The sequence below is a fragment of the Pseudomonas putida genome, assembly GCA_041879295.1.
GTDB lineage: Bacteria > Pseudomonadota > Gammaproteobacteria > Pseudomonadales > Pseudomonadaceae > Aquipseudomonas > Aquipseudomonas putida_Y.
Window position 1 is genome coordinate 2640538 of record CP047152.1, and the last position, 14197, is coordinate 2654734.

The window sequence follows — 14197 nt, forward strand, 5'->3', positions numbered from 1 at the left end:
AGGGCTTTTCGGTTGCGGCGAGCCTAGTAGATCAGGTGCATGTGACTGTCGTAATCACCCCCGACAGATGGCAGCTTCAGTCTGCCTGCTGCAGCCACGCCCTGATCTGCTCCAGTGTTGCGGTAGCGCCGCCACAGACCACCACCAGTACATTGCGCAAGGCGCCCAGTGCCTTGGCATCATAGGCCACTGCCAGCGCCGCCCCGCACGCGGGCTCGACCAGCACACGGTGGTCCAGCAGGAACCGCTCACAGGCCTCCAGCGCTGCGCGATCGCTGACCAGGTGGCTGTGCACCGGATGCTGCTGCACGCATATCAGCGCCTGATCAGCCACACGCTTGGCCCCCAGCGACGTCGCCACCGAGGCGATACGCTCCAGCTCCACCGAATGGCCGGCCTGCATGGCCGCATGCAGCGACGCCGCGCCCTCGGTTTCTACCGCCAGCACCGGCACGTCGCCCCAGCCATTGCGCTTCAGGCCCTCCACCACGCCGCTGAGCAAGCCGCCACCGCCGACTGACAACACCACCGCGTCCGGCTTCAGGCCGGCTTCGGCCACTTCATCCACCAGGCTGGCATGCCCGGCCCACAGCAGTGGGTCGTCGAATGGGTGGATGAAGGCATCGTTCGGGCCTACCAGTGTCTGTGCCAGGGCGTTGGCCTCTTGCCAGGAACTGCCGTGCACCACCACCTTGGCGTTTTCCAGGTGCAGCAGCTCCTTGGCCCGTTCGGTGGTGGTTTCGGGTACCACCACGGTCACCGGCACCCCCAGCTTGCGTCCGGCGTAGGCGACTGCCAAACCGGCATTGCCGCCTGACGAGGACACAAAGTGCCGGGCGCCGCGCGCCTGGTGTACCTCGCAGGCGTGGCCTACACCGCGCAGTTTGAACGAACCGCAGGGTTGCAGGGCGTCGAGCTTGAGCCAGATATTACGGCCGGCAGCCAACGACAGCGGGCGCGATTCGATCAGGGGTGTATGAATGTGCAAGGTCATTGGCTGGCTCCGCGTAGTTGCTCGAGGTAGTTGTAAATGGTGTAGCGCGTCACGCCGAGGGCGCTGGCAGCCTTCTCGACGCCGCCCTTGACGATGAACAGGCCGCGTTCCTGCATGACGCGCACTGCCTCGACCTTGGCCTGTTTGTTCATTCGCCCCTGGCCGCTGCGATGCAGGGCGGCCTGGATGATCTCGCTCATCAGCAGCTCCATGTCGGCTGGTTCGTTGACCGCCGGTATGGCCCCCAGCGGCTGCAACTGCTGGAGAAAGCTCATGGCAGCATCGAGGCCGGTGACGTCGGTGTTGACGCACAGGCTGGCGAACGGGTGGCCGCTGCTGTCACGGAAAATTGCCGTGGCACTTCGTAGCGTGCGGCCTTTGAGCGTAGTGGGGTAATCGGGCAGCACCACCGGCTCACAGCCGTGCTGGTCGGCCGAGGCCTGCATCAGTGCCTTGAAACCCTGGTCCTGCTCCGGTGCGGCGAGGATCGGGCTGCCCAGGCTGCGGCCGGAAAGATGACCATTGACGATCGCCACCACCGAGTGCTCGGGGTGGTCAAGGTCGTGCAGGAGAATTTCCATGTTGCGCGCGGCAACGCTGCCCAGGGCCTGGATGGCGGCCTTGAGCACGGTGAGGGTGAGTTGGCGTTCTTCGCTGGGGGTGATAGGCATGGCAGATCGCAAAATCAACTGTTTGTGTATTTTTACACATATGGTTGAAATTCGCGATCTGCTTTTAGGGGCCCTGTAAGACTCAGCCAAGCGCCGGCGTGCGCGGCGGGATCATCCGGCGCGAGCCGGTCGACTCGAAGGCGGCAGCAAAACTCAGCAGCGCGTTGTCGCTATAGGCCTTCCCGGCAAAGGTCAGCCCCACCGGCATACCGATATCGGCCATCACGCCCATCGGCACGGTCACGGTCGGAACGCCCAGGTGACGGATTGCCAGGTTGCCGTTGGCTACCCAGATACCGTTGCTCCAGGCGATGTCCGCCGATACCGGGTTGATATCGGCATCGGCCGGGCCAACGTCGGCTACGGTGGGGAACAGCACCGCGTCCAGGCCCAGCTTGTCCATCCAGTCTTCCAGGTCCAGCTTGCGGGTCTGCTCCAGGCCGCGCAGGCCGTCGGGCAGTGTTTCGATCTGGTCCCAGGTCTTCAGACCGCGTTTGGCCATGTTGACGTACTCGTCCATGCCGGCAGCCAGGTCGTCTTCACGGTTGGGCAAGGTGCCCGGGTCGTGCGGGAAGATCTTCAGCCCGTCGACATCAGCCAGGCGGTTAAGCTTGGGGTCATCGTTGGCGCGCAGGAAGTCGTCAAAGGCCCAGCCCGACAGTTCCCACAGTTCGTCATGCAGGAACGCTTTGCTGACGATGCCACGGTTGTACACGGTCGGCGCGCCTGGGCGGTCACCTTCACAGTTGGACACCAGCGGGAAGTCCACTTCCAGTACTTCGGCACCCGCTGCTTCCAAGGCCTGGCGTGCTTGTTGCCACAGGTCGATCACCGTAGCGCGGGTGTTGATGCGTTGGCCGGTCGGCCCGCCGATGCCCGGTTTTTCGGAGGTGCCTGCTTCGGGGTCGGCATTTATATACATGCGTGGTACGCCAAAGCGCTTGCCCTTGAGCGCGCTGGCATCCGCCGCCAGGTCAAGGTAAGACGTCGGACGTACCGTCGAGGCAGCCGGGATCGGCACCCACGGCTGCAGGCGCCACAGGTCGCCGCGCTTGTCGGCGTCATCGGCGACCACCACGTCGAGGATTTCCAGCAGGTCGGCCATGGTGCGGGCATAGGGCACCACCACGTCCATGGTCGGCGTCAGCGGCCAGTTGCCACGCACCGAAATCACTCCGCGCGACGGGGTGTAGGCACACAGGCCGTTGTTGGACGCCGGGCCACGGCCGCTGGACCAGGTTTCTTCGGCCAGGCCAAAGGCGCTGAAACTGGCTGCGGTGGCGGTGCCGGCACCGTTGGACGAGCCCGAGGCGAAGGGCGCGGTCAGGTAGTTGGCGTTGTACGGGCTTTCGGCGCGGCCATAGACGCCGCGCTGCATGCCACCGTTAGCCATGGGCGGCATGTTGGTCTTGCCCAGGCACACGGCTCCGGCGGCGCGCAGGCGCTCGATGGTGAAGGCGTCGCGCTGGGCGACCAGGTCCTTGAAGGCAGGGCTGCCGGAGGCGGCAGTCAAACCTTTGACCAGGTAGCTGTCCTTGGCGGTGTAGGGGATACCGTCCAGCGGGCTAAGCACCTGGCCCTTGGCACGGCGAGCGTCGGAGGCCTCGGCTTCTTTCAGCGCCTCCGGGTTGCGTACCACTACGGCGTTGAGGGCAGTGGCGGTGTCGGCGCCATCGTAGGCGTCGATACGTGCCAGGTAGGCCTTGACCAGCTCGACCGCCGTCGTGCGGCCCGACTCGAGCGCGTCGCGCAGCTCGGCAATGGAAACCTCGGTTACCTCGATCATGCGTTCACCAAAAAAAAATGTGCAGGTAGGGGCTAATGCGAGGAGTGTACAAGAAGGGCTTGGTGGGCGCAGGTTTGCGCAGGGGCAAATGGTTTTATGCAGGGGGGCATTGTCGGGGGGCATTAACAGGCATTACGCGGTCCTTTGCCGGGGCGGCCTTTTGTTGACAAAGGCCGCCCCCACACCGTATGCGTCAACCGGCCAGGTCTGCGGCGCTATGGCGCTCCGGCACCTGGCTGTTTTCATCTCCCCAGGTACGGTTCACCCGTGTACCGCGCTGCACCGCAGGGCGCAGGGCAATTTCCTCGGCCCAGCGCTGTACGTTCGGGTACTCGTCAACCGCCAGGAACTGTGCGGCGTCATACAGGTTGCCGCGTACCAGCTGGCCATACCAAGGCCACACGGCAATATCGGCAATACTGTATTCCTCGCCGCCCAGATAACGGCTTTCGGCCAAGCGACGATCAAGTACGTCCAGCTGACGTTTGGCCTCCATGGTGAAGCGGTTGATGGCGTACTCGAACTTTTCTGGTGCATACACGTAGAAGTGGCCAAAGCCACCGCCCAGGTAAGGCGCCGCACCCATCTGCCAGAACAACCAGTTCAGGCTTTCGGTGCGCGCAGCCGGCGATTTTGGCAGCAAAGCTGCGAACTTCTCAGCCAGGTACAGCAGGATCGAGCCTGACTCGAACACCCGCACCGGCGGCTCCACGCTACGGTCGAGCAGGGCAGGAATCTTCGAGTTGGGGTTGACCTGGACGAAGCCACTGGAAAACTGATCACCCTCGCCGATGCGAATCAGCCAGGCATCGTATTCGGCACCGGCGTGACCCAGGGCAAGCAGCTCCTCAAGGGCAATGGTGACCTTGACGCCATTGGGCGTGGCCAGGGAATACAGCTGCAGCGGGTGCTTGCCCAGCGGCAGGTCCTTGTCGTGAGTCGGGCCGGCTACCGGGCGGTTGATGCTGGCGAACTGGCCGCCGGAGGCTGCGTCGTTGCGCCAGACTTTGGGTGGCACATAGGCAGGCTTGCTCATGCATGAATCTCCTTCAATGGCGCGAGAACGTCACGTAACAACGTGGACCTGCATCTATGCCACGGGTTCGATACGATACGCAAATGCACGGGGCGCCGGCGCAACATGCATGACGGCGGTTTCATCCAGTTTTCATCCGGCACGAGCCCGGCCGTCTTTATGCTGAGCTATCTCCTCGTCCTGCAAGGAACCGCTGGCCGATGACCATTGCACGCTGCGTGTTGGCGCTGGTCTTGCTCGGCGGCCTGTTGGTCCGCGCCGAGGCCGCGCCGTGGGTTGCCGGCCTGCACCTTATGACCTTGACCGACCCGGTCGATAGCCGCCCAATGCAAGCGCTTGCGTTCTACCCGGCCATTGGCAAGACCCGTCGCAGCCGAATAGACGGGTATCCCGTCGATGTGGCCGAAGAGGCGCCCGTCGCCATGGGCCGATTCCCGTTGCTGGTGCTGTCTCACGGCAATACGGGCAGCCCATTGGCCTTGCATTACCTGGCCACGTCGCTGGCGCGGCAAGGGTTCGTGGTGGTTGCGGTTGTGCACCCGGGGGACAACGTGCGCGACCACAGTCGCCTTGGCACCCTGAGCAACCTTTATGGACGGCCGCTACAACTCAGCGCGGCGATCACCGCAGCGCGCGCTGATAGGATGGTCGGGCCTTATCTGAACGAAGGCAAGGTGGGGGTTATCGGCTACTCGGCCGGCGGAGAAACCGCGTTGATCCTGTCTGGCGCACGCCCCGATCTGGACCGTCTGCGTCAGTACTGCCTGGAGCGCCCGAAGGACGCAGACGCCTGCAAAACCCACGGCATACTGATTGCCGACCGCAGCGAACTGGCGCCTGAGACCGACCCGCGAGTGGGGGCGGTCATGTTGATGGCGCCGCTGAGCCTGTTGTTCGGGCGCCATGCCTTGGCCGGGGTACAGGTACCCGTGCTGATCTACAGTGGCGACAGCGATCAGCTTGTGGCTGTGGACCGTAATGCCGAGGCCCTGGCCCGCAAACTGCCGGTCACACCGGACTACCGCCTGTTGGCCGGTGCCGGGCACTTCGTATTCATGGCCCGTTGCGATGCCGAGCAGTACGCGCGGATGGCAGCGCTGTGCAAGGATGCCGATGGCGTCGACCGCCGGCATATCCATCGCTCGCTGCAGCGAGAAACGGCGGCGTTCTTCAGCCAGGCGCTGGGTGCGCCAGCGCCGGCTGAGCGTTCAGCTGCGACGGGCGCGCCGCGCCAGCAACAACGTTAGGCCGACCCCGGCCAAGGCGAGCAGGGCAGCCACGCAGAAGATCGAGGCATACCCCAGGTGCGCAGCGACGGCCCCCATCACTGGGCCGGCAATGGCCAAGGCCATGTCGAAGAACACTGCATAGGCACCCAGCCCCGCGCCGCGGCTGCTGCTGGGGACTTGCCTGATCGCCTCCACGCCCAATGCCGGGTACACCAGCGACAGCCCGAAACCGGTCAGCCCGGCGCCAACCAGCGCCCAGGGCGGCGACGGCGCCAGCCACAGAAGGCTCAGGCCAAGCACTTCGGTGGCCATGCAGGCGACCGCCACGTTGTAGCCACCAAAGCGGTTGACCGCGTTGACGAACAGCAGCCGCGAAATGATGAAGCACACACCAAACGCACTCAGGCACCAGGCCGCGCCAGCCCAGCCGCGCTCGAGGTAATACAGGGTGACGAAGGTGGTCAAGGTGCCGTAGCCGATCGAGGCCAGGGTCAAACCCAGGCCGCACGGGGCAACCCGGCCGAACGCCGACCAGAAGGGCAGGCGCTCGCCGCGTACCACGACCACGTCGGGGCGCTTGCGAAGCACCAGCAGGGCAAGGGTTGCCAGCACCAGCAAAGCCGGCCCCAGCACGCTGAAGTCCAGCCCGTCCACGGCCAGCACGCCCATTGGCGCACCGATGGCGATCGCGCCATAGGAGGCGATACCGTTCCACGAGATAACCCTGGCAGTGTGCTCGGGGCCGACTTGGCTGATGCCCCAGCTCAAGGTGGCCACGCCGATCAGCCCTTGGGCGATGCCCAGCAGCAAACGTCCACCGAGTAGCAGTGCCAGGCTCAGCAGCGGTAAGGTGAGGGTCCAGGCTGACAGCAACGTCAACACCCCACAACCGGCAATCCCCAGCAGGCCAAAGCGGATGGCCTGTTTCCCTCCCAAGGTGTCCGCCACCCTCCCTGCAAACGGGCGGCTCAGCAGCGTGGCCAGATACTGCAGGCCAATCGTTACACCGGCGATTACTGCGCCAAAGCCGAGTTGGTCGTGCACATAGCTGGGCAGTACCGCAATCGGCAGGCCGATGCATAGGAAGGCAATGAAGGTATAGAAAACGATCGACAGGATCTGCAGGGTGATGTGCAGCGTGTTACTGGCGGGGGCAGGTTGTTGCGCGGTCATGGGCTCTTTCGCGGGCGGGCGGTTGGGCGTGGGCCCATCATGGCTGGTGCGCGAAGGAAAAGAAAGCAGGCTAACGAATTATTCGTCGGGTAGTGTCAGTCGGTGGGAGGGGGCTTCGCGGGCAAGCCCGCGAAGAGGCCCAGCCACACAAGGTGGCCAGGCCTTGGCCTTCAATCAGACCAGCACACCCTGGCTACGCAGGTAGTCATCGTAAGTACCGCTGAAGTCCACCACACCATCGGCCGACAGCTCGATGATGCGCGTGGCCAGCGACGACACGAACTCACGGTCGTGGCTGACGAACAGCAGGGTACCCGGGTAGTTTTCCAGCGCCAGGTTCAGCGCTTCGATCGATTCCATGTCCAGGTGGTTGGTCGGCTCGTCCATCACCAGCACGTTCGGCTTCTGCAGGATCAGCTTGCCGAACAGCATGCGACCTTGTTCACCACCGGAAATCACCTTCACCGACTTGAGGATCTCGTCGTTGGAGAACAGCATGCGCCCCAGGGTGCCGCGGATCACCTGCTCGCCAGACGTCCACTGGCCCATCCAGTCGAACAGGCTCATGTCGTCTTCGAAGTCGTGGGCGTGGTCCTGGGCGTAGTAGCCCACTTCGGCGCTGTCGGTCCACTTTACCGAGCCGGCATCCGGGGTCATCTCGCCGACCAGGGTGCGCAGCAGGGTGGTCTTGCCAATACCGTTGGGGCCGATGATCGCAACGCGCTCGCCCGCCTCGACGGTGATGTCGAAGTTCTTGAACAGCACCTTGTCGTCGAAGGCTTTGGCCATTTTCTCGACGACTACGGCCTGGCGGTGCAGTTTTTTCGTCTGTTCGAAGCGAATGAACGGGCTGACGCGGCTGGACGGCTTGACCTCGGCCAGCTGGATCTTGTCGATCTGCTTGGCACGTGAAGTGGCCTGCTTGGCTTTGGAGGCGTTGGCCGAGAAGCGGCTGACGAAGGTTTGCAGCTCGGCGATCTGGGCTTTCTTCTTGGCGTTGTCCGACAGCAGCTGCTCACGCGACTGGGTGGCTGCGGTCATGTACTCGTCATAGTTGCCCGGGAACAGGCGCAGCTCACCGTAATCCAGGTCAGCCATGTGGGTGCAGACGCTGTTGAGGAAGTGCCGGTCGTGGGAAATGATGATCATGGTGCTGTTACGCGCCGTGAGGATCGTTTCGAGCCAGCGGATGGTGTTGATGTCCAGGTGGTTGGTCGGTTCGTCGAGCAGCAGCACGTCCGGGTCCGAGAACAGCGCCTGGGCCAGCAGTACACGCAGCTTCCAGCCCGGTGCCACTTCGCTCATCGGGCCGAAGTGCTGGTCCAGTGGAATACCCAGGCCCAGCAGCAGTTCACCGGCGCGGGACTCGGCGGTGTAGCCGTCCATTTCGGCGAATTCGGTTTCCAGCTCGGCGACGGCCATGCCGTCTTCTTCGGTCATTTCCGGCAGCGAGTAGATACGGTCACGCTCGGCTTTGACTTTCCACAGCTGGCCGTGGCCCATGATCACCGTGTCGATCACGGTGAATTCCTCGTAGGCGAACTGGTCCTGGCGCAGCTTGCCCAGGCGGGTATTCGGCTCGAGCATGACCTGGCCTGCGGACGGCTCCAGATCGCCGCCGAGGATTTTCATGAAGGTCGACTTGCCGCAACCGTTGGCGCCGATCAGGCCGTAGCGGTTGCCGTTGTTGAATTTGACGGAAACGTTTTCGAACAGTGGCTTGGAGCCGAACTGCATGGTGATGTTAGCGGTGGAGATCAAGGAGCTTACCTATCAATAACTTACGTGGCTTCTTCGCAGCTACGGACCAATTTGGAGCTTATCCAGCTCCTGCCAGTCGTTAGACGAGTTAATCCAGCGCGCATAAGTCGATAAGAGCATCTGCACGCCTTGCCCGAGCTGTTGGGCGATAAATGCGGGGTTGAGACCAGACATTGAGCATATTGTCGCATAGGTGTGGCGGCAGTTATACGGGGGCGGTACCTGATGCCCAAACCTTTCAGGATTGGCCGCTACTGGTGGTGCAGGTCCGACATCTGCTTGACGTGCTCCCCATTATTACCGGGCGGCAAGAGGAACGGCGATTCCCGTGCAGCGCGGTAGTGCACCTCTGCGTGAGCCTGCGGATAGCCTATCCCTAAGAACTGGACACCCAGCGCCAAACGACCGCGCGTGTGATTTCGTTCACCGACCGCCCTTGTAACAGTGGCGGAGGCAGCTCGCGCACAGCACAGTACAGTGCTTTAGTCGTTTTAGTGGTAGCGGCATTGCAGAACGGTGAGCATACCGGCCTCGAAGAAGTAGACCAGACGGTGCTCACGGGTGATGCGACGGGACCACACGCCAGATAAATCGCCTTTCAGCGGCTCAGGCTTGCCAATACCCGTGAAGGGGGGGCGTAGACACACGTCAATCAGGCGGTTGACGTTGCCAAGTATGGTGAGGTCGGCACTCTGCCAGTGACAGTAATCCTCCCAGCCCTCTTTGGTGAACTTCACGCTTACCTTGTCGCGGGCTTCATCCTTGTTCCGCTGCTTCTGGTTCTTGCTCATTGAGGTCCAGCTCCTTCGCCAAGGCCTGGCCGTCCCGGAGCTGATCGATGGATGAGCGCAAGCGCGAAGCGTTTTTGGACGATCCCAACAGGTGAATGGTCTCGTTCATCCCGTTGTAGTCCTCCAGGGACATTATCACTACGGGTTCGCCACGCTGTCGCGTGATTACGGCGGGCTCATGGTCCCGGCAAACATCATCCATTGTCTGCTTCAGTTCGGCGCGTGCCTGGCTAAAAGTCAGTACGTGCATTTGTCCATCCTCCGGGCTCTGCCCGGGTAAGGGTTGCTCTTTGGACCGCCACAGGCGACGCCCAAAGTACTAAGAAAGTGAAGCCAGTCGGCCCGCACAGCGGCTCCGTAGTGACTCACAGTGTTCTCTCATCTGGATCAGAATCGTCATTCCAGTAGCCACAGGCCAAAGGTGTCCAGATGGATCCAGCCGTCGCTGGCAACCGCAGCCATTGTACCTAACGTTGTACAAGGCATTAAACCGGTAGATGCAACGGGAGCTTTTGAGATGATCTGCAATGAGTGCGGAAAGGAACACGCCAGCGATGACATTGAGCTTGTTTTCCGCCGAACGATTCTTTGTCCGGGCAACGCTACCTCTTCCCGTATTGCAGCGTGATGAGCCCTATAGCGGGGGGGTATGGGTCGAACTCATGCAACCAGATTTTGAACGTATCTACGAGCAGTGGGATGCCCCCCATCAGTCCTCTGAACCACCGTTTTCCGTATCCCTTGCCAACTCCATACCGACTTTTGGTGACACCAACGGCCTTCACGCTCAATTGCGGCTGACAGGGCCGACTACCAGGCCCCAGGCAGTCTCTCTGCGGCGATCCGCGTGCAGAACGACGCGTGGCGCCTGCAAAGACGCTACATGCAATTGAAGGCTTTCGAGACGGTCAGCGATAATCCTCAAGCCAAGCTGTCGGCCGTGATCACCCAAACGGCGAACTCAGTGGCCAGCGCCATGATGAGTTACACCACTTGAGCAGTGATCAGCTGCCGACTTGTGAAGGACGCCCAGAGCATGAGTGCGCTTGCAGTTGACCGCGTCGCCCATTGCCGTAGAATCGCGCGCCCAAAATTCAGCAGGCATGGCGAGAGGGAGCTTGAATGCAGCGGGTGATGATTATTGGTCAGCCAGGGGCTGGGAAAAGTACCCTGGCGCGCAAGCTTGGCGAGCGCACTGGCTTGCCGGTCGTGCACATCGACACGATTCATTGGCAGCCAGGGTGGGTCGAGCGGAGCCGGGACGAGAAGACGCGTCTTTGTCATGAGGTCGAGGCCCGTGAGCGCTGGATCTTCGAAGGCGGGCATTCGACCACATGGAACAACCGGCTGGCCCGCGCTGACATGTTGATATGGATTGATCGCTCGGCTCCGCTTCGATTCTGGCGCGTGCTCCTCAGAACGGTGTTAAACCGCGGTCGATCCCGGCCTGACTTGCCGGACAACTGTCCGGAGTTGCTGGCCAACCTGCCGGAGTTTTTCAGGTTCATGTGGCGGACGAAAACCTCGTCTCGGGAGGCGATAAAGCGATTCGTGGCGACGGCCCCGCCGGGCTGTCGCGTGGCTTGCCTGCGGACCAATCGGGATACTGATGTTTTTCTCGCGAGTATGGGCACGCAGCCTGACCAGATTGCGCAAGGCCATTAGATGCCAGACCGCGCTTGATTGGCGGCAGGTGCCTGCCGTGTAGGCGCATCGGAACGTTTTCACTTGCCCAAGGAGGCCTCATGGCGCTGACCAGCAAGATCACGGCTTACGACCCTGCATGGCCGCAGCGGTATGAGGCGGTCAACGTTCTGCTCGCCTCGGTGTTCGGCGATGAGCTTCTCGCCATTCACCATGTAGGCAGCACGGCTGTGCCGCAACTTGCAGCCAAGCCTGAGATCGATGTGCTGGTCGAGGTTTTAGAGCATCGCAATGAGGCAGCGCGAGACGAGGTGTTGCTGACGTTGGGCTATGTGCGCGGCAGTGACCTGTCGGAATGACACCACTTCTACCGCCGCAATGTTGGCGAGATGCGGACCCCCGATCATGGCGTTGGGTTCGGTGGGGCCTGGAATTGTTCGTCATGAGGTTTTTGGCGCCTGCCAGATCGAGCGCCGCCCGCGCGGCGCATCGCGAGCTGCGCTCGCTCCTACGTTTGTTACGGGCCAATTGTTCCTGAGGATTTTGCGCGCGAACGCCTTGGCGCATGGCTCAGTAGCGCGTGGTACAAACCAGGCGGTCGCGCGCGCCTGTCACAGGCATGACTGGCCCGAAACAAACGTAGGAGCGAGCGCAGCTCGCGATGCGCCGCGCGGGCGGCGCTCGATCTGGCAGGCGCCAAAAATCTCATGATGAACACCTCAAGGCCCCCACCGAACTCAACGCATGTGGGGCGCTTTAACTAATGCCTACCGTTTTTTCGGCGAGTGAGATATCTGAGCGCTTGAAATGATCCCTGATAAGATCGGCAAGATCAGAAACAGGACGAGTAGCATCATCCAACGACTGCAACCGTACCGCGAATTCGGGCAGTGTCGGTAGCCCACAATCCGGCAATGGCAGGATGATATCTTCGGGCGCTAGGCGTTGCAGCCAAGGCGTAACCGCAAGCCCATTGCGAACCATGGTCAATGTGGTATCGGCTGATGCATTTTCGAACACCATCTTTCCAACAATACCTTCTTCGTCCAGACGCTGGAAAACGGTATCGCGAAAGGCACAATTCGCAGTCAGAAAGCACAGTGCCAATGGCCGCTGTGCTGCTGTTACCTCGTTGCCCAACCATACCAGTTGATCCACAGCCAACCGTTCGCCCAATTCGACGTTGGTCGGGCCTTGACTGATCACCAGATCGAGTTTGCCGTTGGTGAACGCTTGGTCGAGATCCGTCGAAGAAGCGCTGAAGATCTTTACCTCGACCCTCGGAAAGGCATTACTAAAAGCTTTGAGCAAGTGGGCAAGCGGGGCTCCGGCCATATCGAAGGGGAGCCCAAGGCGCACCGAGGCTGCTGATTCCCTTCCACCAATGGAGGCACAGAAAGCGTCATGCATTCGTAGCAGACGACGGGCGTCTGGCAGCAGCGATTTTCCCTTACCCGTCAGACGACTGCCCTGTGTATCACGCAGCAATAACTGGCAGTCGAGGAATGCCTCCAGACGTTTGATTCGCTGGCTAACAGCACCTTGTGTCAGGTGCAGGTTGACTGACGCAACGCTCATGCTCCCAGTATCCGCCACCTCGACGAAGGCTCTGAGCAGCGCCAGATCAAGGTTATGAGTTTTGTTCATGTCAAGCCATTAGCAGTGTTAATACCGGCATTATAATTCGTCGCTACTCAAAGTTCACGCTCCTCTTTAGATTGCAAGGCACAGACTGACACATGGACATGAGCAAGAATGATCAACACCTTGGACAGCATCAACCTACGAAATGAACTGGATACGCTCACAGAATACTGGAAGCCCCGAGTCCTCAGTCGCGTCAATAACCAGTTCGTCAAAATTGCAAAACTGAAAGGAGAATTTGTTTGGCATGCGCACGAACATGAAGACGAGATGTTTTCAGTAATCTATGGCACGCTTTGCATTCAGCTCGAAGATCGCACCATTGTCTTGAATGCAGGGGAGTTTTGCATTATTCCCAAACGGGTGCGACACAAACCGATCGCCGAAGATGAATGTGCGGTCATGTTGATTGAAACGGATACCACACTCCATACCGGCGGAGAACATTCGCCACTTACAGTCTCGATAGATGATCAATTGTATCCAGCTTGATTCAATGACAGCGCCCATGTTTTCACGTTCGAGATTTAGGCGCTCAACCAGGCCTTTGGGTGATTGACGCTACAATCTGCCGGCAGAGCATGCACCTGCGTGGAGCATTTTATGCCGGAGCGGCATAGGCGCTGGGCGAAGCCCTTCGGACCAATTCGCGAACCAACTGATGCGTTTTCGTGAGGGCGCCTCTCTTTCAGCCAGCCAAACATCCGTTCGATGATGTTGCGCTGCCGGTACTTGGGCCGGAAGAATTTACTATCGCATCACTGAAGCGGCTGTATCAGTTCGGCACCTTGGTTGCGCACATTGCCAATGGCTGTGCTCACTCGATACCACTCGAAGGCCTCGGCTGGCTCGCCCAGGTTGAGCGCCATCTGCTCGGCCTGTTCGCCCGGCGTCGTGGTTTGCATCCACTCACGCGCAAGGTCTGGGGCCAAAACCACTGGCCTGCGGTCGTGCACATCTACCATTCCGCCCTGGGCATCGGCCGTAATGATGACGAACCCATCATGCTCGCCGCCAGCGAACTGGCCGATGCTGGCGCAAAGGGAAGGGCGCCCGTCGCGGCGTCGGATGTAGTACGGCTGTTTCTTCGGTCCGCCTTCATCGACCCATTCATACCAGCCGTCGATCGGCGTTATGCCTCGGTGCGGCCAGATTGCCCGGAAGAAGGGGCCGTGTGTCACCTTTTCGACCCTGGCGTTGATCGGCGCAGCACGGTCGGTCGCCCAATGGGGCCGCCATCCCCATCTCACCAGGTCCGCCCGCGGGCCCGCCTCATCCATTCGCAGCACTGCCACCGGCGTGGTCGGCGCGACGTTGTACCGGCCAAGTGGCTGGTCGCCGACGTTGTTCCGCCAGGCCTCTGGCAGGCTCAGGGTTTCGACAAAATCGTGTATGCCTCGGTACTGGCTCAACCTTCCACACATGCGCGGCCCTCCTGCCTGAGCAAGCATAGCGCTTGGGTGTATCG

Annotated in this window: 15 protein-coding genes and 1 pseudogene; 6 read left to right on the top strand and 10 right to left on the bottom strand. The window is 61.2% G+C overall.

The annotated features are described in order from the left end of the window. Positions 1-76: 76 nt before the first annotated feature. The 4 genes from GST84_11960 to yghU form a co-directional block, all read right to left on the bottom strand. Entirely contained in the window at positions 77-994 is a 918-nt protein-coding gene (locus GST84_11960) for a pyridoxal-phosphate dependent enzyme (protein XGB13047.1), read from the bottom strand. Continuing rightward, a complete protein-coding gene (locus GST84_11965; protein XGB13048.1) occupies positions 991-1665 on the bottom strand; it encodes a hypothetical protein in 675 nt (224 codons plus the stop codon). The genes GST84_11960 and GST84_11965 overlap by 4 nt, the downstream gene beginning before the upstream one ends. Before the next feature lie 82 nt (positions 1666-1747). Further along, on the bottom strand, positions 1748-3451 hold the full coding sequence (locus tag GST84_11970) for an amidase (protein XGB13049.1): 1704 nt from the start codon (positions 3449-3451) through the stop codon (positions 1748-1750). Between the two features lie 193 nt (positions 3452-3644). Beyond that, positions 3645-4487, bottom strand: a complete 843-nt coding sequence (gene yghU, locus GST84_11975; GenBank protein XGB13050.1) for a glutathione-dependent disulfide-bond oxidoreductase — start codon at positions 4485-4487, stop codon at positions 3645-3647. Positions 4488-4687: 200 nt separating this feature from the next. On the opposite strand from yghU, the gene GST84_11980 reads away from it, so the two are divergent. Further along, the gene (locus GST84_11980) at positions 4688-5734 is read left to right on the top strand and encodes a dienelactone hydrolase (protein XGB13051.1); all 1047 of its coding nucleotides are present in this window, start codon (positions 4688-4690) and stop codon (positions 5732-5734) included. On the opposite strand, the gene GST84_11985 is transcribed toward GST84_11980, so the two are convergent. The 4 genes from GST84_11985 to GST84_12000 all read right to left on the bottom strand — a co-directional run bounded on the left by GST84_11985 (position 5696) and on the right by GST84_12000 (position 9691). Next, positions 5696-6889: an MFS transporter gene (locus tag GST84_11985; protein XGB13052.1), complete on the bottom strand. Its 1194-nt coding sequence runs from the start codon at positions 6887-6889 to the stop codon at positions 5696-5698. The two genes, GST84_11980 and GST84_11985, sit on opposite strands and share 39 nt — an antisense overlap. A gap of 174 nt (positions 6890-7063) precedes the next feature. After that, on the bottom strand, positions 7064-8650 hold the full coding sequence (locus GST84_11990; protein XGB13053.1) for an ABC-F family ATPase: 1587 nt from the start codon (positions 8648-8650) through the stop codon (positions 7064-7066). A 491-nt stretch (positions 8651-9141) separates the two neighbouring features. Next, a complete protein-coding gene (locus GST84_11995; protein XGB13054.1) occupies positions 9142-9441 on the bottom strand; it encodes a Txe/YoeB family addiction module toxin in 300 nt (99 codons plus the stop codon). Beyond that, positions 9407-9691, bottom strand: a complete 285-nt coding sequence (locus tag GST84_12000; protein XGB13055.1) for a type II toxin-antitoxin system prevent-host-death family antitoxin — start codon at positions 9689-9691, stop codon at positions 9407-9409. Before GST84_12000 ends, GST84_11995 begins: the two co-directional genes overlap by 35 nt. Before the next feature lie 304 nt (positions 9692-9995). Here GST84_12000 and GST84_12005 point away from each other — a divergent pair, with 304 nt between their 5' ends. The 4 genes and pseudogenes from GST84_12005 (at position 9996) to GST84_12020 (ending at position 11444) form a co-directional block, all read left to right on the top strand. Beyond that, positions 9996-10334, top strand: a complete 339-nt coding sequence (locus GST84_12005) for a DUF2199 domain-containing protein (GenBank protein ID XGB13056.1) — start codon at positions 9996-9998, stop codon at positions 10332-10334. Continuing rightward, a pseudogene (locus GST84_12010) lies at positions 10292-10435 on the top strand (IS256 family transposase). Before GST84_12005 ends, GST84_12010 begins: the two are co-directional and overlap by 43 nt. Before the next feature lie 128 nt (positions 10436-10563). Then, on the top strand, positions 10564-11106 hold the full coding sequence (locus GST84_12015) for an AAA family ATPase (protein ID XGB13057.1): 543 nt from the start codon (positions 10564-10566) through the stop codon (positions 11104-11106). Positions 11107-11186: 80 nt separating this feature from the next. Next, a complete protein-coding gene (locus GST84_12020) occupies positions 11187-11444 on the top strand; it encodes a hypothetical protein (protein XGB13058.1) in 258 nt (85 codons plus the stop codon). A 397-nt stretch (positions 11445-11841) separates the two neighbouring features. Here the strand turns inward: GST84_12020 and GST84_12025 are convergent, their stop codons facing one another. Then, on the bottom strand, positions 11842-12732 hold the full coding sequence (locus GST84_12025) for a LysR family transcriptional regulator (protein ID XGB13059.1): 891 nt from the start codon (positions 12730-12732) through the stop codon (positions 11842-11844). A gap of 108 nt (positions 12733-12840) precedes the next feature. Here GST84_12025 and GST84_12030 point away from each other — a divergent pair, with 108 nt between their 5' ends. Then, a complete protein-coding gene (locus GST84_12030) occupies positions 12841-13221 on the top strand; it encodes a cupin domain-containing protein (protein ID XGB13060.1) in 381 nt (126 codons plus the stop codon). A gap of 266 nt (positions 13222-13487) precedes the next feature. Here GST84_12030 and GST84_12035 read toward each other — a convergent pair whose 3' ends face one another. Further along, complete coding sequence (locus GST84_12035) at positions 13488-14153, bottom strand: DUF159 family protein (protein ID XGB13061.1); 666 nt, start codon at positions 14151-14153, stop codon at positions 13488-13490. Positions 14154-14197: the final 44 nt, after the last annotated feature.